The organism is Acidovorax sp. NCPPB 3576, from assembly GCF_028473605.1.
In the GTDB taxonomy this organism is placed as follows: domain Bacteria; phylum Pseudomonadota; class Gammaproteobacteria; order Burkholderiales; family Burkholderiaceae_C; genus Paracidovorax.
In genome coordinates this window covers 4,160,448-4,178,302 of record NZ_CP097267.1, presented here as the reverse complement: position 1 = coordinate 4,178,302, position 17,855 = coordinate 4,160,448, and the positions used below count along the sequence as shown (strand labels likewise).

The window sequence follows — 17,855 nt, the reverse complement described above, 5'->3', positions numbered from 1 at the left end:
TTGGCCGCAATGTGTGCCGTGTAGCCATTTTTTGAGCAGGAAGGCCCTCCCATGCAAGCCGTGAAGATGTACACCACCGCCGTCTGCCCCTACTGCGTTCGTGCCAAGCAGATCCTCAAGTCCAAGGGCGTGGAGGAGATCGAGGAAGTCCGCGTGGACCTCGATCCCGTGGCCCGCAGCCACATGATGGAAATCACCGGGCGCCGCACCGTGCCCCAGATCTTCATCGGCGACACGCACGTCGGCGGGCATGACGATCTGGTCGCGCTCGATGGCCGGGGCGGTCTGATGCCGCTGCTCGGCGGTGCCCAGGCCGATGCCTGAACTGCCTTTTTCCTGTCCCGACGGCGCTGCATAATGCAGCCCCAAGTGCCCGCTGCGGGAGTGTTTCCCAGCGGGCTTTGTTTTGTCGAATAGTGTTTTGACTGAAAGAACGACACCATGGCTACCGAAGAAAATCCCGTGTTCCAGATCCAGCGCGTGTACCTGAAGGACTTGTCCCTGGAGCAGCCCAACTCGCCCGCGATCTTGCTGGAGCAGGAGCAGCCCAGCGTGGACATCCAGCTGGGCGTGGAAGCCACGCCGGTGGCCGATGGCATTTTCGAAGTGGCCGTGACCGCCACGGTGCAGACCAAGATCAAGGACAAGACGGTGTTCCTGGTCGAGGCCAAGCAAGCCGGCATCTTCGAGATCCGCAACATCCCCGAAGACCAGATGGGTCCGATCATGGGCATCGCCTGCCCGCAGATCGTGTACCCCTACCTGCGCGGCAACGTGGCCGACACCATCACGCGCGCCGGCTTCCCGCCCGTGCACCTGGCCGAAATCAACTTCCAGGCCATGTACGAGCAGCAGCAGGCCCAGGTGGCCTCCGCCGCGCCGTCGCCCATCATCACGCAGTAAGCGTGCAGCGCCGGGAGGCCGTTGCGCCTCCCGCGTGAACCTCGGGCACACGACCGAATGAACATCGTCGTCTTGGGGGCCGGGGCCTGGGGCACGGCTATGGCCGTCAGCGCGGCAGCGCACCCTTGCGCGCATGCCGTGACCCTGTGGGCGCGCGACGCGCAGCAGGTGGCCGGCATGCAGGCCGCACGGCAGAACGCCCGGTATCTGCCGGACATCGAACTCCCTTCTTCCCTGGCGTTGAGCGCGGGCGACCCGTTGTCGCTGGCGTGCGGCGCCGATCTGGTCGTGGTCGCGACCCCCATGTCCGCGCTGCGCGGCATGCTCCAGGCGCTGAGCGCCCTGGACGTGCCGGTGGCCTGGCTGTGCAAAGGCTTCGAGGCCGCCCCGCCGGGCGGCAGCGCCGTGGGCCTGATGGGGCACGAGGTGTGCGCGCAGGTCGCCCCCGGCTTGCGCAGCGGGGCACTGAGCGGCCCCAGCTTTGCGCAGGAGGCCGCCCGCGGCCAGCCGACGGCCCTGGTGGCGGCCAGCCCGCACGCGGCCGTGCGCGATCTGCTGGTGGAGGCGTTCCATGGCCCCACGCTGCGGGTGTACGCCAATGACGACATTGTCGGCGTGGAGGTGGGCGGCGCGGTGAAGAACGTGCTGGCCATCGCGACGGGGCTGTGCGACGGGCTCGATCTGGGGCTGAACGCCCGTGCGGCCCTCATCACGCGCGGCCTGGCCGAGATGACGCGGCTGGGGCTGGCGCTGGGTGCGCGGCCCGATACCTTCATGGGTTTGTCCGGGTTGGGCGATCTGGTGCTGACCGCGACGGGCGACCTGTCGCGCAATCGGCGCGTGGGCCAGGCCCTGGCGCAGGGGCTGACGCTGGCCCAGGCGGTGGATTCGCTCGGCCATGTGGCCGAAGGCGTCTACAGCGCCAGGACGGTGCTGGCGCGTGCGCGCCATCTGCAGGTGGACATGCCGATCACCGAGGCGGTGGTGGCGTTGCTGGACGGGCAGAGAACGCCGCGCGATGCGGTGGCGCTGCTCATGGGCAGAAGCCCGGTGGCGGAACTCTCGCGGCCTTGAAGGGCCTTTGAAAGCTCTGCCACCGGGCTTCTTTGCCGGTTGCAGGGGGTGATGCTCAGAGCACGCCGAAGAGCATGAGCAGCAGCACGAGGGACAGTGGGACGCCGAGAAGCCAGAGGATGACAGGCATGGAAGTTCTCCTGAAAAGTGGTTGGTCGATGGATCAACCTTAAAGGCCACCCCTGGGCGCTCCTGTGCGGCGTGGGCACCTGCGCGCGTAGTCCCGAGCCTACCGGCGGTGCAGGAGAGGCCGGGCCGCCAGGCTTCGCGGCGAGGCCCCGCCCGGCGCCGCGCGCCCTTCAGAATTCCAGGTTGTCGATCAGCCGCGTGCTGCCCAGCCGCGCGGCGCCCAGGGCCACCAGCGTGCCCGCACCGGCCGGCCCGCCGGCCTCGGGCGGTTGCAGGTCGTGGCGGCGCCGCACCGTGAGGTAGTCCGGTGCCCAGCCCTGGCGGCGCAGCGCGTCCAGGGCCTGGCGCTCCCGCTCGCCGGCATCGCCCCCGCCCGCGAGACAGCCGTCCGCCAGCGCGCGCAGGGCCTGGGCCAGCTGCATGGCGCGTGATCGCTCCAGCGCCCCGAGATAGCCGTTGCGCGAGCTGAGGGCCAGGCCATCGTCCGCGCGCCGCGTCTCCCCTGCCACCACGTCCACCGGCAGCGCGAACTGCCGCACCATCTGCCGGATCACCATGAGCTGCTGGTAGTCCTTCTTGCCGAACACTGCCGTGCCGCCGCTCGCGCCCAGCACGCAGGCGAAGAGCTTCATCACCACCGTGCAGACGCCGATGAAGAACCCGGGGCGAAAGTGCCCCTCCAGGATGTCGGCCAGCGCCGGATCGGGATGCACCTTGAAGGTCTGCGGCTCGGGGTACAGGTCGGCCTCGCGCGGGGCGAAGAGCACGTCGCAGCCGGCCTCGCGCAACTGGGCGCAGTCGGCCTCCCAGGTGCGCGGGTAGCTGTCGAAGTCTTCGTGGGGCAGGAACTGCAGGCGGTTCACGAAGATGCTGGCCACGGTGACGTCGCCCAGCGGCCGGGCCTGCTCAACCAGCGAAATATGGCCGGCGTGCAGGTTGCCCATGGTGGGGACGAAAGCGGGCCGGCCCCGGCCCGCGAGGGCCTGGCGCAGGTCGGCCTGGGTGTGTGCGATGAGCATGGGTCATCCCCGATCGGAAAAAAGGAAAGGGCTGCAGGAAAGGAAGGTAAGGGCCGCCCTACCAGGCGTGCAGCGCGTTGTCCGGAAAGCGTCCGGCCTTGACCGCCTGAACATACGCCTGCATCGCGCCGCGCACGCTGCCCGCCTCCTGCATGAAGTCGTGCACGAAACGCGGCATCTTGGCCAGGTGGATGCCCAGCATGTCGTGCAGCACCAGCACCTGGCCGGCGGTGCCGCTGCCCGCCCCGATGCCGATGGTGTGGCAGTGGGCCAGCTCGGCCGTGAGTTCGCGCGCGAGCGCCGCGGGCACCATCTCCAGCACCAGCATGGCGGCGCCCGCGTTCTGCAGCTCGGACGCCTGCTGGCGCAAGGTGCGCGCGGCCATGTCGCCCTTGCCCTGCACGCGGTAGCCGCCCAGGGCGTGCACCGTCTGCGGCGTGAGACCCAGGTGGGCGCAGACCGGCACGCCGCGCTGCACCAGAAACTCCACCGTCGGCGCCGTCCAGCCTCCGCCTTCGAGCTTGACCATGTGCGCGCCGGCCTGCATCAGCGTGCAGGCGCTGCGCAGGGCCTGTTCGCGGCTTTCGGCGTAGGTGCCGAAGGGCAGGTCGGCGATCAGCCACGCCGTGCCCTGCACCCGGTGCAAGCCGCGCGCCACGCTGGCCGTGTGGTAGGCCATGGTGTCCAGCGATACGCCCACGGTGCTGGGCAGGCCCTGGCAGACCATGCCGAGCGAGTCGCCGACCAGGATGCATTCCACGCCCGCCGCGTCCGCCATGGCGGCGAAGGTGGCGTCGTAGGCGGTCAGCATGGTGATCTTTTCGCCGGCCTCGCGCATCTGCTGCAGGCGCGGCAGGCTCACGGGCCGGCGCTCGGGCAGGGGAGAGGCGGGCGGCAGCGTGCCGTAGGGCGTTGCGGACGAGGCGGAGGCGTTGGGGATGGCAGTGGTCATGGGAATGGGCAGGGCCGGGCCGAAAGTGCGGCGAGTCTATGCGATGCCGCTATGCTTGCCGCCCATGACGAAATCCCCCCTTTCCCTGGACGGCGGCATCGCATCGCTGGCCCAGGAAGACGTTGCCCGCGCGCTGCGCGAGGACGTGGGCGCCGGCGACCTCACCGCCGGCCTGATCGATCCGGCGCGCCGCGTGCGCGCCCGCGTGCTGGCCCGCGAGAGCGCAGTGATCTGCGGCGGCCCCTGGGCCGAGGCGGCCGTGCGGGCCCTGGACCCGGCCGCGCGCATCGTGTGGCACGTGCGGGAAGGCGAGCGCTGCGCGCCCGACCAGGTGGTGCTGGAGGTGGAGGGCAGCGCCCGCGCGCTGCTGAGCGCCGAGCGCACGGCGCTGAACTTCCTGCAGCTGCTGTCGGCCGTGGCGACCAAGACGGCGACCTACGTGGAGGCCGTGCGCGGCACGCAGGCGCAGATCGTCGATACGCGCAAGACCCTGCCGGGCCTGCGCCTGGCGCAGAAATACGCCGTGCGCACGGGCGGCGGCACCAACCACCGCATCGGCCTGCACGACGCGGTGCTCATCAAGGAAAACCACATCGCCGCTGCCGGTGGCGTGACGGCCGTGCTGCGCGCCGCGCACGCCGTGGCCGCACAGGCGGCCTTCGTGGAGATCGAGGTCGAGACGCTGGAGCAGCTGCAGGAGGCGCTTAATGCCGGCGCGAAGATGCTGCTGCTGGACAACATGCCGCTCCCGATGCTGCACGAGGCCGTGCGCCTGAACGCCGGCCGCGCCATCCTGGAAATTTCCGGCGGCGTGACGCTCGAAGGTCTGCGCGCCCTGGCCGAGACCGGCGTGGACCGCATCTCCATCGGCACGCTGACCAAGGACGTGAAGGCCATCGATTTCTCGATGCGGATGCAGGACATTGACTAGCCGGTACGGCCATCCTCCGGACCTGAGATAACGTGTTTGCGCCGCGCCCTGCCGCCGCGGCCGAAAGACCCACCCCATGACGACCCCCACCGCCACCAAGGAAGTGGAGTACGAGCAGCCCGAAGACGGCGCCGTCTGCTCCACGAAGTTCGCCTGGGCCCGCGTGCCCGCCGAGCCCTCGCCCACCGAACGCGCCGCGCTCAAGGACCGCATCCGGCGGCTGCTGCGGGAGAAGAACGCCGTCATGGTGTCGCACTATTACGTGCACCCGGACCTGCAGGACCTGGCCGAAGAGACGGGCGGGCTGGTCAGCGATTCGCTGGAGATGGCGCGCTTCGGCCGCGACCATGCCGCGCAGACGCTGGTGGTCTCGGGCGTGCGCTTCATGGGCGAGACGGCCAAGATCCTCTCGCCCGAGAAGACCGTGCTCATGCCCGACCTGGATGCCACCTGCTCGCTCGACCTGGGCTGTCCCGCCGATGCGTTCAGCGCGTTCTGCGATGCGCACCCCGACCGCACCGTGGTCGTCTATGCCAACACCAGCGCGGCGGTGAAGGCGCGCGCCGACTGGCTCGTCACCTCCAGTTGCGCGCTGGAGATCGTGGGCGCGCTCAAGGCGGCGGGCCACCAGATCCTGTGGGCGCCCGACCGCCACCTGGGCGCCTACATTCAGCAGCAGACGGGCGCCGACATGCTGTTCTGGAACGGCGCCTGCATCGTGCACGACGAGTTCAAGGCCGAGGAACTGCAGGCGCTGAAGGCGGCGCATCCGCAGGCGAAGGTGCTGGTGCATCCGGAGAGCCCCGCCGACGTGGTGGCGCTGGCCGATGCCGTGGGCTCGACCTCCGCCATCCTGAAGGCCGCGCGCGAGATGGATGCGCGCGAATTCATCGTGGCGACCGACAACGGCATGATGCACAAGCTGCGCGCGCTCAATCCGGCCAAGACCTTCCACGAAGCCCCCACGGCCGGCAACAGCGCCACCTGCAAGAGCTGCGCGCACTGCCCCTGGATGGCCATGAACGGCCTGGCCGACGTGGCCCGCGTGCTGGAGACCGGCGCCAACGCCATCCACGTGGACCCGGCGCTCATCCCCCGCGCGCGCCAGCCCATCGACCGCATGCTGGCCTTCACCGCCGCGCTCAAGGGCGGGCAGCCCCTGGGCGCGCTGGTGCCCCACATCGGCGCGGCATGACGCGCGCCGGCATGGCATCGATTTGCTATTAATTTAATAGCTATCCAGGCATGATTTTCTAGGGCATGGGCCTGTTTTGACGTGAATTTCAGGATCGACTTCTCCGACCCGCGCCACCCGGCCGGGCCGCGCCTGCGCCATGCGTTCGGCATGCCGCGCCGCACGCTGGTGGCGCAGGCCCCGCACGAGGTTCGCGCCGTGCTGGACGCGGCCGAGGCCGAGGCGCGTGGTGGGGCCTGGTGCCTGGGCTACCTGCGCTACGAGGCGGCCGGCGCGTTCGACGCCGCGCTGCGCACGCACCCGGCCGACGGGCCCCTGGCGTGGTTCGCCGTGTTCGACCGGGCCTTGCCCTGGCCCGACCCTTCGGCCGGCGATGGCGATGGCGATGGCGATGGCGGCGGTGCGGGAGCGCCCACGGTGGACTGGCACACCCGCCCGCAGCGCGCCGCGTTCGAGGCCGCCCTGGCGCATCTTCATCAGGCCATCGCGGCCGGCGAGTTCTACCAAGTGAATTACACCGCGCCGATCCAGGGCACCGTGTCGCCGGTGGGCGGGGCGCAGGCGGCGCTGCCGCTGTTCGCCGCGCTGCAGCGCGCCCAGCCGGGCGGCTATGCCGCGTGCATCGACGGCGGTGCCGAGCAGATCCTGTCCGTCTCGCCCGAGCTGTTCTTCGACTGGCGTGGCGGCAGCCTGCTGGCGCGGCCCATGAAAGGCACGGCACCGCGCGGTGCCACGGCCGAGGACGATGCCGCGCAGGCCGCCGCGCTGCGCGCCTCGCCCAAGGAGCGCGCCGAGAACGTGATGATCGTGGACCTGCTGCGCAACGACCTCTCGCGCATCGCCGAGCCGCACAGCGTGCGGGTGCCCGCGCTGTTCCACACCCAGGCGCTGCCGGCCGTGTGGCAGATGACGTCCGACGTCGAGGCCCGCACCCGCGCCGGCACCACCCTGGCCGACGTGTTCGCCGCGCTGTTCCCCTGTGGCTCCATCACCGGGGCGCCCAAGGTGCGGGCGATGCAGGCCATCCACGCGCTGGAACCCGCGCCCCGCGGCGTGTACTGCGGCGCGGTGGGCATCGTGCGGCCGGACGGCGAGGGCGCCGTGGCCGCCACCTTCAACGTGCCCATCCGCACCGTGACGCTGCGCGGCCGCGACGCGCGTTGCGGCATCGGCAGCGGCATCACCTCCGGCGCCCAGGCCGCGGCGGAGTGGCAGGAGTGGCAGCACAAGAGCGCCTTCCTGCAGCGCGCCAGCGCCCCGTTCGACTTGCTGGAAACCCTGGCGCTGGAGGAGGGCGTGCTGCGCCACCGCGCCGACCACGTGGCGCGGCTGGCCGCCTCGGCCGCGCACTTCGGCCACGCTTTCGACGCGGCGCGCGTGCAGGCTTGCCTGGATGCGCTGGCCGCAGCCCACCCCGCCGGGTTGTGGCGCGCGCGCCTGCTGCTCGATGCGGCAGGCCACCCGCGCGCCGAGGCCTGGGCGATGGCCCCCACCGCCGAGCCGGTGCGCCTGCAACTGGCCACGCGCCCGCTGGAGAACGCGCACGGCGAATTCGTGCGCCACAAGACCACGCGCCGGGCCCACTACGACGCCTTCACGCCCGAGGCCGAGGGCGTGTTCGACACGCTGCTGTGGAACGAGGCCGGCGAGATCACCGAATGCACCCGCGGCTGCATCGCGGCGCTGCGGGCCGACGGCCGGTGGGTCACGCCGCCGTTGTCCTGCGGCCTGCTGCCCGGCGTGGGCCGCGCGGTGGCCCTGCGCGAAGGCCGGGTGACCGAGGCCGTGCTGCGCGTGGAGGAGGTGCCACAGGTGCGGGCCTGGGCGTTCGTGAACAGCCTGCGGGGCTGGCTGGACGCCACGTTGCAGGCCTGAAGCCGGCGGGGCCGAAGGCCCCTGGTTCTGGCTTTTGCTACTGATTTTGTAGCGATATGCCCTAGTGCTTATTGCGCTGGAGCCCTGTCAGGCTTCAAGGCAATTCAGGGGCTGCAGTCCGGGCCATCCCTCGGAGAACCGGTTCAGCGCGGGGCCAGGCCTGCTTCCTGAAACGAGCGGTAGATCTTGACCAGAAAGACGTGGATCTGGCCGTTGGAGGCGCTGATCCCCGGCAGCAAAGAAGCGAAGTCGAATTCGGGATGCTCTGCCGCGAAACGCAGACTGGCAATGATGCCGGCAGTTTCGTCGGGCGTGTATTCCTCGGGCAGCGAGGCCAGCTGTTCGGCGGTCAGGCCCTGGAAGGCATCGAGGTCGCCGACGTAGTCGATCATGCTCAAGGGGATGCGAAGGAATTTGACGGTATCCATGTTTTTCTTTCCTGCTACTGAATCTTCTGGTCGACCACGAAATTGCTCAGGCCCTGGGAGCTGAGGTTGTGGGCCACTTGCTCCAGCTGGGCTGCGCTGGGGCGGTAGTGTCCGCTGTTGCGGGTCAGGGACTGGATCTCGCCGTTGTGCACGGTGATCTCTCCCGCACCCGCCACCGGTTGGCCGGCCAGGAAACTCGAATGGTGGAACTTGCCGGGCGCATGGTAATTGGACGCATACAGGTTGCCATCGTGATCCATGACGAAGATCGCCTTGCCCGCGCCTCCGCCGAAGCATGCCGTCTTGCCGTTGCGGGTATCGAACGGCTTGCCTTCCGCGTCAAAAATCTTTCCGTCTTTCACCGTCAGCTTGAATTGCTGACGCTGCTCTGCATTGAGATAGGTGACGGAAGTCGCCCACGTCTTGTTGCCCTGAAGGTGCTCGCCGTCGTACTCGGCAAAGAGGGCAACGTTGTGCTGGAACTTGGCCGTGGGCGGCACTGCGTTCAATGAAAGGCGCTTGTCCTCAAAGGGATCGACATGGGGCGTGGGCGGGTTGGCCGGATTCCAGATTTGCGGCGCTTCATGAACGGCCTGCGAGGGGGCAGGACCTGCCGTGGTGGCGCCTGGCAGCATGGAGGCCAGACCGACGGCGTGCTCGGCGGGAGGCCAGGGCGAATTCCCCGGTGCGCCCTGCAGGCCGTGCGGGGCTTGCTGAAGCACGGGGGCGAAAGCGGGCTGCGGACCGCCCGGGAACAGCGACGCGAAGCCGGTGAAAGGCTGGTTTTGTGGTGGATGCAGCGGGTGTGCCGGCTGGGGCGGTGTCTGAAAGCCTGGGTGAAACGCCATGGTCGGGGCGGCCTGAGGCGGTGGATGACCCATCCAGGGCATCGCCAGCACGGGTTCTTCATGGGGTGGCTGCGGCGATGGCGCGACCTGCGCTGGAAAGCCTCCTTGCGGTGCACTGGCGTGCGGCCGCGCCTGCGGCAACACCGTTGCGTTGGCCCCGCCGTTCGGGAGCTGCGAGGTCGGTTTCATTGACTGCAGGACCGATGCGGCGCTGATGCGCCCCGGCGCGGTGCCGGCTGGCGCGGCAATGCTCGGCTTCTGGGCGGCAGAGAGCAATTTCATCGCATCGTTCAGCGAGATCTTGGCCCCACTGCTGAGTTTGATCTGGATGCGCGGCTGCAGGGAGGACGCGGTTTCCAGTTTGGGCCGGGGCCTGAGCGGCCCTGGCAATGGCGACTCAGACGTGCCCGTACTGGGCTTCTCCGGTTTGACGGCTGCCAGTTGTGCAGCCTGCAGCGCCGAAGGGCGTACCTGAGTGAGCCGGGTGGCGATCGCATTGGGTAGAGGTCTCATGGCAGCCCTGTGGCTTGGGTTTTCGAATGATGCTCATCATCCGAGCAGCGCCATGGAATCTCTCGCAGGACCCGAATCTTCGATGGGGTTTGCGAAGCCGTCCTGACCCGGCAGACGGAATGCCTCACCGGTGCTACCCACTCTCGCGCTTTGGACGGATCGCCCGGCGCAAAGTGATTTGCTACTTATTTTGTAGCAATATGCCCTAGTTTTGATTGCGCTGGAGCCCGGTAGGGCTCAAAGCCGCTCTTTCACGTAGGACCCGCGGTCCATGTCCACGATCTCCACGCTGAGCTGCACCAGCACGCCCTCGGGCCGGGGCGTGAGGCGGCGCAGCACGTCGGCCACGCGGCCGGCGAGGTCCTGCTTGGCCTCGGGCGAGCGGCCGGACAGCAGGCGCAGTTGCGCATGCACGAACGCGCGGTCGGCGGGGGCGGTGCCGATCTCGAAGCGGTCGGTGCGCAGGAAGCGGGACTTGAGGTCCGCCTCGTTCTGGATCTCGCGGCTCGCGGTGAGGGACTGGTTCAGTTCCGCCAGCATTTGCGCTTCGGGCAGACCGGCCAGGTTCTGGCTGTATTCGATGACGAGGTGGGGCATGGCGGTTCTCCTGCGAGGTGGGATGAAAGGGATGGGGGGCGGATGGGTTCAGCCCGGCACCGGGCCGGGCGGCGCCAGGTCCAGCACGCAGCCGTCGCCCAGCGCCTCGCGCCACACGCGCACGCGGCTGGCGGGCGGCTGCATGCCATCGAGCGCCTGGGCGATGAAGCGGCACAGGTTTTCCAGCGTGGGCGTGCCCAGGCCGGGCACTTCGTCCAGCCAGTGGTGGTCGAGCTGCTCGCGCACGGCGGCCAGGCGCTGGCGCAGGTGGCCCAGGTCGATGACCATGCCGGTGGCGGGATCGCGCGGGCCGGTGACGGCCACCTCCGCGTGGTAGGTGTGGCCGTGGATGCGGCGGCTGCCCTCGGCCTCGATCTCGCGCTGCAAGGTGTGCGCGGCATCGAAGAAAAAGCGCTGGTGGACGGTGAACTGCATGGTCGGCGAACGGGCGGGAACGGGGGCGAAAAAACGATAGGGAAAACGGCTCAGCGGATGCCGGTGAGCTTGTGGGTCTGCAGGCTCAGGCGCCAGGCGGGGCGGTCGAGGCAGGCAGCGATGCAGCGCTCGGTGTTGGCGGCCTGCTCCGGGCCGTCCATGGGCTGCAGGAAGCGGTGCGTGAACTGCGTCTGCGACTCGAGCGCGGCCAGGTCGAAGCCGGGCTGGGGCCACACCAGCTTGAGTTCCTGCCCGCTGCGCTGCACCCAGGGCGCGCCGGCCTTGGGGCTGATGCACAGCCAGTCGATGCCGGGCGGCGCGGCGACGGTGCCGTTGCTCTCCACGGCGATGCGAAAGCGCCGCGCGTGCAGGGCGTCGATGAAGGCCGTGTCCACCTGCAGCAGCGGCTCGCCGCCCGTCAGCACGACCAGGCGGTGCGCGGCGTCGTGCGCGGGCCACTGCGCGGCGATCACGTCGGCCAGCGCGTCTGCGGTGGCGAACTTGCCGCCCAGGGTGCCGTCGGTGCCCACGAAGTCGGTGTCGCAGAAGCGGCAGACGGCGCTGGCGCGGTCTTCCTCGCGGCCGCTCCAGAGGTTGCAGCCCGCGAAGCGGCAGAACACGGCGGGCGTGCCGGCCTGGCCGCCTTCGCCCTGCAGGGTGTAGAAGATTTCCTTGACGCTGTAGGTCATGCCAGGGCCTCCACGGCGGCGGGCGCCAGCTCGGCCAGCGCCTGCAGCAAGCGGTCCACGTCGGCCTCGGTGTGCGCGGCCGACAGCGCGATGCGCAGGCGGGCCGTGCCCTCGGGCACGGTGGGCGGGCGGATGGCGGGCACCCACAGGCCGCGCTGGCGCAGGCCTTCCATGGCGGCCAGGGCCTCGTCGTTGGCGCCGATCACCACGGCCTGCACGGCGGTGCGCGACTCGCCCAGCTGCCAGTGCGTGCCCTGCAGCAGCGGCGCCAAGCCGCCCCGCAGGCGCTGGACGAGGCGCGCGAGGTGCTCGCGGCGCGAATCCTCCGCCTCGATGATCGCCAGGCTGGCCTGCAGCGCGCGCGCCAGCAGCGGCGGCGCGGCAGTGGCGAAGATGTAGCTGCGCGTCTTTTGCAGCAGCCATTCGATCAATGCGCCGTCGCCCGCGACGAAGGCGCCGGCCACGCCCGCGGCCTTGCCCAGCGTGGCCATGTACAGCACGCGCCGCGAGGCCTGCGCGCCGACCAGGCCCGCCTCGGCCAGCGCGCCGCGCCCCTGCGGCCCGAGCACGCCGAAGCCGTGCGCGTCGTCCAGCAGCAGCAGCGCGTCGTGGCGCTCGCACAGCGCCAGCAGCGCGGGAATGTCGGCCACGTCGCCGTCCATGCTGAACACGGCATCGGTGATGACCAGCTTGCGGCGCGCGGGGCTGCTGGCGAGCGCCGCTTCCAGCGCGGCCAGGTCGGCGTGCGGGTAGCGGTGGATGCGGGCACGCGACAGGCGGGCGCCGTCGATCAGGCAGGCGTGGTTGAGCGCATCGGAAAACAGCGCATCGCCTTCGCCCACGAGCGCGGGCACGATGCCGGCGTTGGTGGCGTAGCCCGCGTAGAAGTACAGCGCGCGCGGCAGGCCCACGAAGCGGGCGAGGTCGGCCTCCAGCGCCGCATTGGCCGCGCTGTGGCCGCTCACCAGCGGCGAGCCGCCCGAGCCCACGCCGAACTCGCGTGCGCCCGCGCAGGCGGCCTCGGCCAGCGCCGGGTGGCTGGCCAGGCCCAGGTAGTCGTTGCTGCAAAACGCCAGCATGGGCGCGCCATCGACCAGCAGGTGCGCGCCGCCGGCCGGCACCACGGCGCGGCGCTGGCGGCGAAGGTGGGCGGCGTCGAGCGCGGCGATTCGCGCCGGAAACTCGTCGATCCAGGAGGGGGCGTCGGTGCGGGGGCTCATCGGGTCGTCCATGCGGCGGGAAGGTCGAAGGGCAGCGCGCGGGCGTCCGGCACGGCCTGCTGGGGAATGTCGGCCAGCAGCGGGGCGCCCAGGCGCTGCGCGAGCCAGTCGAGGTTGTCTTGCGGCGCCCGCATGTGCGGGTCGATGCGGCTGGCGATCCAGCCGGCCAGCGGCAGGCCGCGCGCGCGCACCGCGTCGGCGGTGAGTGCGGCGTGGCTCAGGCAGCCCAGCCGCAGGCCCACCACCAGCACCACGGGCAGGCCCAGGGCCTGGGCGAGGTCGGCGCCGGTCTCGGTGTCCGACAGCGGCACGTGGAAGCCGCCTGCGCCTTCGACGACGACCGCATCGGCCTGCGCCGCCAGCGCTTCGTAGCTGCGCACGATGTGCGCGATGTCGATGCGCGTGCCCGCGCGCTCGGCGGCGATGTGGGGCGAGAGCGGGTCAGGCAGCAGCACGGGGTTGTCCAGCGCCGGGGGCACCGCGATGGTGGAGGCGGCGCGCAGGGCGATGGCGTCTTCGTTGGCGAGCTGGCCATGGTGCCATTCGGCGCCCGCGGCGATGGGCTTCATGCCCACGACGCGCGCGTGGTGGCGCGCCAGCGCGTGCAGCAGGCCGGCCGAGGCCAGCGTCTTGCCCACGCCGGTGTCGGTGCCGGTGACGAAGCAGGCGAATTTCGGGGTCGGGCTCATGGGGTGGTCTCTTCGGTCAGCGTGGCCTGCAGTGCGGCGAAGGCGGCATCGCCCAGGTGCTGCACGGCCTCATCGTCGAGCACGTAGGGCGGCATGGCGTAGAGCGTTTTGCCGATGGGGCGCAGCACCAGCCCGCGCGCCATGGCGTGGCGGTGGTAGCGGCGGGAAAAATCGGGCAGGGAGGTCTCCACGTCCCACGCCCACACCATGCCCAGCCGGCGCGCGTGGCGCACGCGCGGGTGGTGCGTGATGGGCGCGCAGGCGGCGTCGATGCGCCCGGCCAGCGCGGCATTGGCCGCCAGCGGGTCGAGCTGGTCGAACAGCTCCAGCGTGGCCAGCGCCGCGCGGCAGGCCAGCGGGTTGCCGGTGTAGGAGTGCGAATGCAGGAAGCCGCGGGCCACGTCGTCGTCGTAGAACGCGGCGTACATGGCCTCGGTGGTGAGCACGGCCGACAGCGGCAGCGTGCCGCCCGTGAGGCCCTTGGACAGGCAGATGAAGTCGGGCCGGATGCCGGCCTGCTGGTGCGCGAACATCGTGCCGGTGCGGCCGAAGCCGGTGGCGATCTCGTCCACCACCAGGTGCACGCCGTAGCGGTCGCACAGCGCGCGGGCCTGTCGCAGGTATTCGGCATCGTGCATGGCCATGCCGGCGGCGCACTGCACCAGGGGCTCGACGATCAGCGCGGCGGTGCTCTCGTGGTGCTCGGCCAGCCAGTCGTCCAGCGCCCGGGCGGCGCGCCGGGCCACATCCCATGCGCTCTCGCCGGGCTGCGCGCCGCGCGCATCGGGGCTGGGCACGGTGGCCGCCAGACGCACCAGCGGGGCGTAGGCCTCGCGGAACAGGGCGATGTCGGTCACGGCCAGCGCGCCCACGGTTTCGCCGTGGTAGCCGCCGGCCAGGCCCACGAAGCGGCTCTTGCCCGGCCGCCCGGCATTGCGCCAATAGTGCGCGCTCATCTTGAGGGCGATCTCGGTGGCCGCGGCGCCGTCGCTGCCGTAGAAGGCGTGGCCCAGCCCGGTGAGCGCGCCCAGCCGCTCGGACAGTTCCACCACCGGCGCGTGCGTGAAGCCCGCGAGCATCACGTGGTCCAGCCGCGCGAGCTGGTCGGCCAGCGCGGCCTGGATGTGCGGGTGGCTGTGGCCGAACAGGTTGACCCACCATGAGCTGATGCCGTCCAGGTAGCGCCGGCCGTCGGTGCCGTGCAGCCACGGGCCGCGGGCGCTGGCGATGGCCACGGGCGGGTCGGCCTCGTGGCGCTTCATCTGCGTGCACGGGTGCCAGACGCTGGCCAGGCTGCGGGCGACGAGGGTGTCCTGGTTCATCGTGGGTGGCCTTTCACAGGGCCTGCGTGGGCACGTGGTGGCGCAGTTCCACCTGGCGGTTGGCGGCGTCCACGAACACCAGCTGCGGCCGGTGCGCGGCCACCTCGGCCTCGTCGAACTGGGCGAAGGCGGCAATGATGAGCAGGTCGCCCACGGCGGCGCGGCGCGCGGCCGAGCCGTTGACCGACACCATGCCGCTGCCGCGCTGGCCCTTGATGGCGTAGGTGACGAAGCGCTCGCCGTTGTCGATGTTCCAGATGTGCACCTGCTCGTTCTCCACGATGTTCGCGGCGTCGAGCAGGTCTTCGTCGATCGCGCAGGAGCCTTCGTAGTGCAGTTCGCAGTGCGTGGCTCTGGCGCGGTGGATCTTGGATTTCAGCAGGGTGCGTTGCATGGCGGGATGGGCGAAAAAAACGGGTAAAGCTTGTGGTGAGGCGGTCAGCGGACCGGCGGGACCAGGATGGTCGGCGCGGCCGGGGCGGCCCGCTCGGGGTAGTCGCGGCTGTAGTGCAGGCCCCGGCTCTCGCGGCGCATCTGGGCCGAGCGAACGATCAGCTCGGCCACCTGCACCAGGTTGCGCAACTCCAGCAGGTCGCGCGTGACGTGGAAGTGGGCGTAGAACTCCTCGATCTCGGCCTGCAGCAGCGTGATGCGGTGCGCCGCGCGCTCCAGGCGCTTGTTGGTGCGCACGATGCCCACGTAGTCCCACATGAAGCGGCGCAGCTCGTCCCAGTTGTGGGAGATGACCACGCACTCGTCGGCATCGGTCACGCGGCTGTCGTCCCACGGCGGCACATCGGGCACGGCGTCAAAGCTGGCGGCGGCGATGGCCTGGGCGGCGGCGCGCGCGAAGACCATGCACTCCACCAGCGAGTTGCTGGCCAGCCGGTTGGCGCCGTGCAGGCCGGTGCAGGCGGTCTCGCCGATGGCGAACAGGCCGGGCAGGTCGGTGCGGCCGGCCAGGTCGGTGAGCACGCCGCCGCAGGTGTAGTGCGCGGCGGGCACCACGGGGATGGGCTCCTTCGTGATGTCCAGCCCCAGCTCGGCGCAGCGCGCGAGGATGTTGGGAAAGTGCTCCTGCAAGAAGGCCGGGCTCTGATGCGAGATGTCCAGGTGCACGCAGTCCAGGCCGTGGCGCTTCATCTCGTAGTCGATGGCGCGGGCCACCACGTCGCGCGGGGCCAGTTCGGCGCGCGGGTCGTGCTGCGGCATGAAGCGCGTGCCGCCGGCCGATGGGGGCAGCTTCAGCTGCCCGCCCTCGCCGCGCACCGCCTCGGTGATGAGGAACGACTTGGCGTGCGGGTGGTACAGGCAGGTCGGGTGGAACTGGATGAACTCCAGGTTGGACACCCGGCAGCCCGCGCGCCAGGCCGCGGCGATGCCGTCGCCCGTGGCCGTGTCGGGGTTGGTGGTGTACAGGTACACCTTGCCCGCGCCGCCCGTGGCCAGGATGGTCTGCGGCGCGCGGAAGGTGACGACCTCGTCGGTGCCTTCGTCCAGCGCATACAGCCCCAGGCAGCGCTGCGGCCCGCCCCGGCGCAGCTTGTGCGGGGTGATCAGGTCCACCAGCGTGTGCTGCTCGAACAGCGTGATGCCCGGCGTGGCGCGCACGGTGTCGATCAGGGTGCGCTGCACGGCGGCGCCGGTGGCATCGGTGGCGTGCACGATGCGGCGCGCGCCGTGGCCGCCCTCGCGCGTGAGGTGCAGGGCGCCGTCCTCCTGCGAGAACGGCACGCCCAGGCCCTGCAGCCAATGGACGGCCTCGGGCGCGTTCTCCACCACGAAGCGCGTGGCGGCCAGGTCGCACAGCCCAGCGCCGGCCACCAGGGTGTCCTGCACGTGGGCCTCGTAGGTGTCGCCCTCGGCCAGCACGGCGGCGATGCCGCCCTGTGCCCAGGCGCTGGCCCCGTCCTGCAGCGAGCGCTTGGTGATGACCGCCACGCGGTGCGTGGGTGCCAGGTGCAGCGCGGCCGACAGCCCGGCCAGCCCGCTGCCGATGATGAGAACGTCGAAATCGTGGGATGGCATGGTGTTGCGTATGGGCGTGTGGGCGTGTGGGGCGTTCGGGCCGGGGCGCCCGGCCGTGGCGGTGAAGGGCGGCGGCTCAGACCGGCGTGTACGCCAGCCGCACGTAGATGGGCGCGAAGGCCTCGGCCTGGGTGATCTCGATCAGGGTTTCCTTGGCCAGCTCCAGCAGCGCGATGAAGGTCACCACCAGCACGGTGCTGCCTTTTTCGGGCTCGAACAGTTCCTCGAACTCCACGAAGCGCCGGCCCTGCAGGGCTTTCAGCACGGCACTCATGTATTCGCGCACGCTCAGCTCCTCGCGCGTGATGCGGTGGTGTTGCACCAGCTTGGCGCGCCGCAGGATGTCGCGCCACGCCTCCTGCAGGTCGGCCACGTGCACGTCGGGAAAGCGCGGCTGCAGGCTCTGCTCGATGTGCACCTGCGCCCGCAGGAAATCGCGCCCGTACTGCGGCATGCGCGACAGGCCGGCCGCGGCCAGCTTGATCTGCTCGTATTCGAGCAGGCGGCGCACGAGTTCGGCGCGCGGGTCCTCGGGCTCGGCGCTGCCCTCCTGCTTCTTGGGCGGCAGCAGCATGCGCGACTTGATCTCGATGAGCATGGCCGCCATCAGCAGATACTCGGCCGCCAACTCCAGGTTGCGGCTGCGGATCTCGTCCACGTACACCAGGTACTGGCGCGTGACGCCCACCATGGGGATGTCGAGGATGTTGAAGTTCTGCTTGCGGATGAGGTACAGCAGCAGATCGAGCGGACCCTCGAACGCTTCGAGGAACACCTCCAGCGCATCGGGCGGGATGTACAGGTCGGTGGGCAGCGCGAACAGCGGCTCGCCATACAGGCGCGCCAGCGCCACCGAATCCACGACCTGGGGAGATGCGCCGTCGGCGCCCTCGATGCCCACGGCAGCCAGGGAGGCGGCGGAGGCCCGGTCCGCGGCGGTGCTCATGGATTGCTATTAAAAATATAGCTGCCTGCGCCACGTACTATTGCGCTGGAGGCCTTTTTGAT

General features: G+C 70.5%; 19 protein-coding genes. 6 read left to right on the top strand and 13 right to left on the bottom strand.

Features of this window, described 5'->3' with window-relative positions; all coding sequences use genetic code 11:
• Window positions 1-51 precede the first annotated feature (51 nt).
• The 3 genes from grxC to M5C98_RS19075 all read left to right on the top strand — a co-directional run bounded on the left by grxC (window position 52) and on the right by M5C98_RS19075 (window position 1,977).
• Window positions 52-324: a glutaredoxin 3 gene (gene grxC, locus M5C98_RS19085; protein ID WP_092741498.1), complete on the top strand. Its 273-nt coding sequence runs from the start codon at window positions 52-54 to the stop codon at window positions 322-324.
• Window positions 325-441: 117 nt separating this feature from the next.
• Entirely contained in the window at window positions 442-903 is a 462-nt protein-coding gene (gene secB, locus M5C98_RS19080; RefSeq protein WP_092741496.1) for a protein-export chaperone SecB, read from the top strand.
• 57 nt (window positions 904-960) lie between these two features.
• On the top strand, window positions 961-1,977 hold the full coding sequence (locus tag M5C98_RS19075) for an NAD(P)H-dependent glycerol-3-phosphate dehydrogenase (RefSeq protein ID WP_272549013.1): 1,017 nt from the start codon (window positions 961-963) through the stop codon (window positions 1,975-1,977).
• Window positions 1,978-2,276: 299 nt separating this feature from the next.
• On the opposite strand, the gene panC is transcribed toward M5C98_RS19075, so the two are convergent.
• Window positions 2,277-3,125 carry a pantoate--beta-alanine ligase gene (panC, locus tag M5C98_RS19070; RefSeq protein ID WP_272549012.1) on the bottom strand — a complete coding sequence of 283 codons (849 nt, stop codon included), beginning with the start codon at window positions 3,123-3,125 and terminating at the stop codon, window positions 2,277-2,279.
• Window positions 3,126-3,183: 58 nt separating this feature from the next.
• Window positions 3,184-4,077 carry a 3-methyl-2-oxobutanoate hydroxymethyltransferase gene (panB, locus tag M5C98_RS19065; protein WP_272549011.1) on the bottom strand — a complete coding sequence of 298 codons (894 nt, stop codon included), beginning with the start codon at window positions 4,075-4,077 and terminating at the stop codon, window positions 3,184-3,186.
• A 64-nt stretch (window positions 4,078-4,141) separates the two neighbouring features.
• Between panB and nadC the strand changes: the two genes are divergently transcribed.
• The 3 genes from nadC to M5C98_RS19050 all read left to right on the top strand — a co-directional run bounded on the left by nadC (window position 4,142) and on the right by M5C98_RS19050 (window position 8,078).
• Window positions 4,142-5,008: a carboxylating nicotinate-nucleotide diphosphorylase gene (nadC, locus tag M5C98_RS19060; protein ID WP_272549010.1), complete on the top strand. Its 867-nt coding sequence runs from the start codon at window positions 4,142-4,144 to the stop codon at window positions 5,006-5,008.
• Between the two features lie 76 nt (window positions 5,009-5,084).
• Window positions 5,085-6,203 (top strand): quinolinate synthase NadA, encoded by a 1,119-nt coding sequence (gene nadA / locus M5C98_RS19055; protein ID WP_272549009.1) that lies wholly within the window; start codon window positions 5,085-5,087, stop codon window positions 6,201-6,203.
• An 81-nt stretch (window positions 6,204-6,284) separates the two neighbouring features.
• Window positions 6,285-8,078 (top strand): chorismate-binding protein, encoded by a 1,794-nt coding sequence (locus M5C98_RS19050; protein WP_272549008.1) that lies wholly within the window; start codon window positions 6,285-6,287, stop codon window positions 8,076-8,078.
• A gap of 143 nt (window positions 8,079-8,221) precedes the next feature.
• Here M5C98_RS19050 and M5C98_RS19045 read toward each other — a convergent pair whose 3' ends face one another.
• From M5C98_RS19045 to M5C98_RS18995, 11 genes are all read right to left on the bottom strand, one after another.
• Window positions 8,222-8,506 carry a hypothetical protein gene (locus M5C98_RS19045; RefSeq protein WP_272549007.1) on the bottom strand — a complete coding sequence of 95 codons (285 nt, stop codon included), beginning with the start codon at window positions 8,504-8,506 and terminating at the stop codon, window positions 8,222-8,224.
• Between the two features lie 14 nt (window positions 8,507-8,520).
• On the bottom strand, window positions 8,521-9,867 hold the full coding sequence (locus M5C98_RS19040) for a hypothetical protein (protein ID WP_272549006.1): 1,347 nt from the start codon (window positions 9,865-9,867) through the stop codon (window positions 8,521-8,523).
• 237 nt (window positions 9,868-10,104) lie between these two features.
• Entirely contained in the window at window positions 10,105-10,464 is a 360-nt protein-coding gene (locus M5C98_RS19035) for a 5-carboxymethyl-2-hydroxymuconate Delta-isomerase (RefSeq protein ID WP_272549005.1), read from the bottom strand.
• 48 nt (window positions 10,465-10,512) lie between these two features.
• Window positions 10,513-10,899, bottom strand: coding sequence for a 6-carboxytetrahydropterin synthase (locus M5C98_RS19030; RefSeq protein ID WP_272549004.1), 387 nt, complete (start codon window positions 10,897-10,899; stop codon window positions 10,513-10,515).
• Window positions 10,900-10,949: 50 nt separating this feature from the next.
• A complete protein-coding gene (gene queE, locus M5C98_RS19025) occupies window positions 10,950-11,588 on the bottom strand; it encodes a 7-carboxy-7-deazaguanine synthase (protein WP_272549003.1) in 639 nt (212 codons plus the stop codon).
• A complete protein-coding gene (gene bioF / locus M5C98_RS19020) occupies window positions 11,585-12,808 on the bottom strand; it encodes an 8-amino-7-oxononanoate synthase (RefSeq protein ID WP_272549002.1) in 1,224 nt (407 codons plus the stop codon). The genes queE and bioF overlap by 4 nt, the downstream gene beginning before the upstream one ends.
• Complete coding sequence (gene bioD, locus M5C98_RS19015) at window positions 12,805-13,497, bottom strand: dethiobiotin synthase (RefSeq protein ID WP_272549001.1); 693 nt, start codon at window positions 13,495-13,497, stop codon at window positions 12,805-12,807. Before bioD ends, bioF begins: the two co-directional genes overlap by 4 nt.
• Window positions 13,494-14,819 (bottom strand): adenosylmethionine--8-amino-7-oxononanoate transaminase, encoded by a 1,326-nt coding sequence (bioA, locus tag M5C98_RS19010; RefSeq protein WP_272549000.1) that lies wholly within the window; start codon window positions 14,817-14,819, stop codon window positions 13,494-13,496. The genes bioD and bioA overlap by 4 nt, the downstream gene beginning before the upstream one ends.
• Window positions 14,820-14,832: 13 nt before the next feature.
• Complete coding sequence (panD, locus tag M5C98_RS19005) at window positions 14,833-15,213, bottom strand: aspartate 1-decarboxylase (RefSeq protein ID WP_272548999.1); 381 nt, start codon at window positions 15,211-15,213, stop codon at window positions 14,833-14,835.
• Between the two features lie 44 nt (window positions 15,214-15,257).
• Window positions 15,258-16,847, bottom strand: a complete 1,590-nt coding sequence (gene nadB, locus M5C98_RS19000; RefSeq protein ID WP_272548998.1) for an L-aspartate oxidase — start codon at window positions 16,845-16,847, stop codon at window positions 15,258-15,260.
• Window positions 16,848-16,923: 76 nt separating this feature from the next.
• A complete protein-coding gene (locus M5C98_RS18995) occupies window positions 16,924-17,793 on the bottom strand; it encodes a segregation and condensation protein A (protein WP_272548997.1) in 870 nt (289 codons plus the stop codon).
• Window positions 17,794-17,855: the final 62 nt, after the last annotated feature.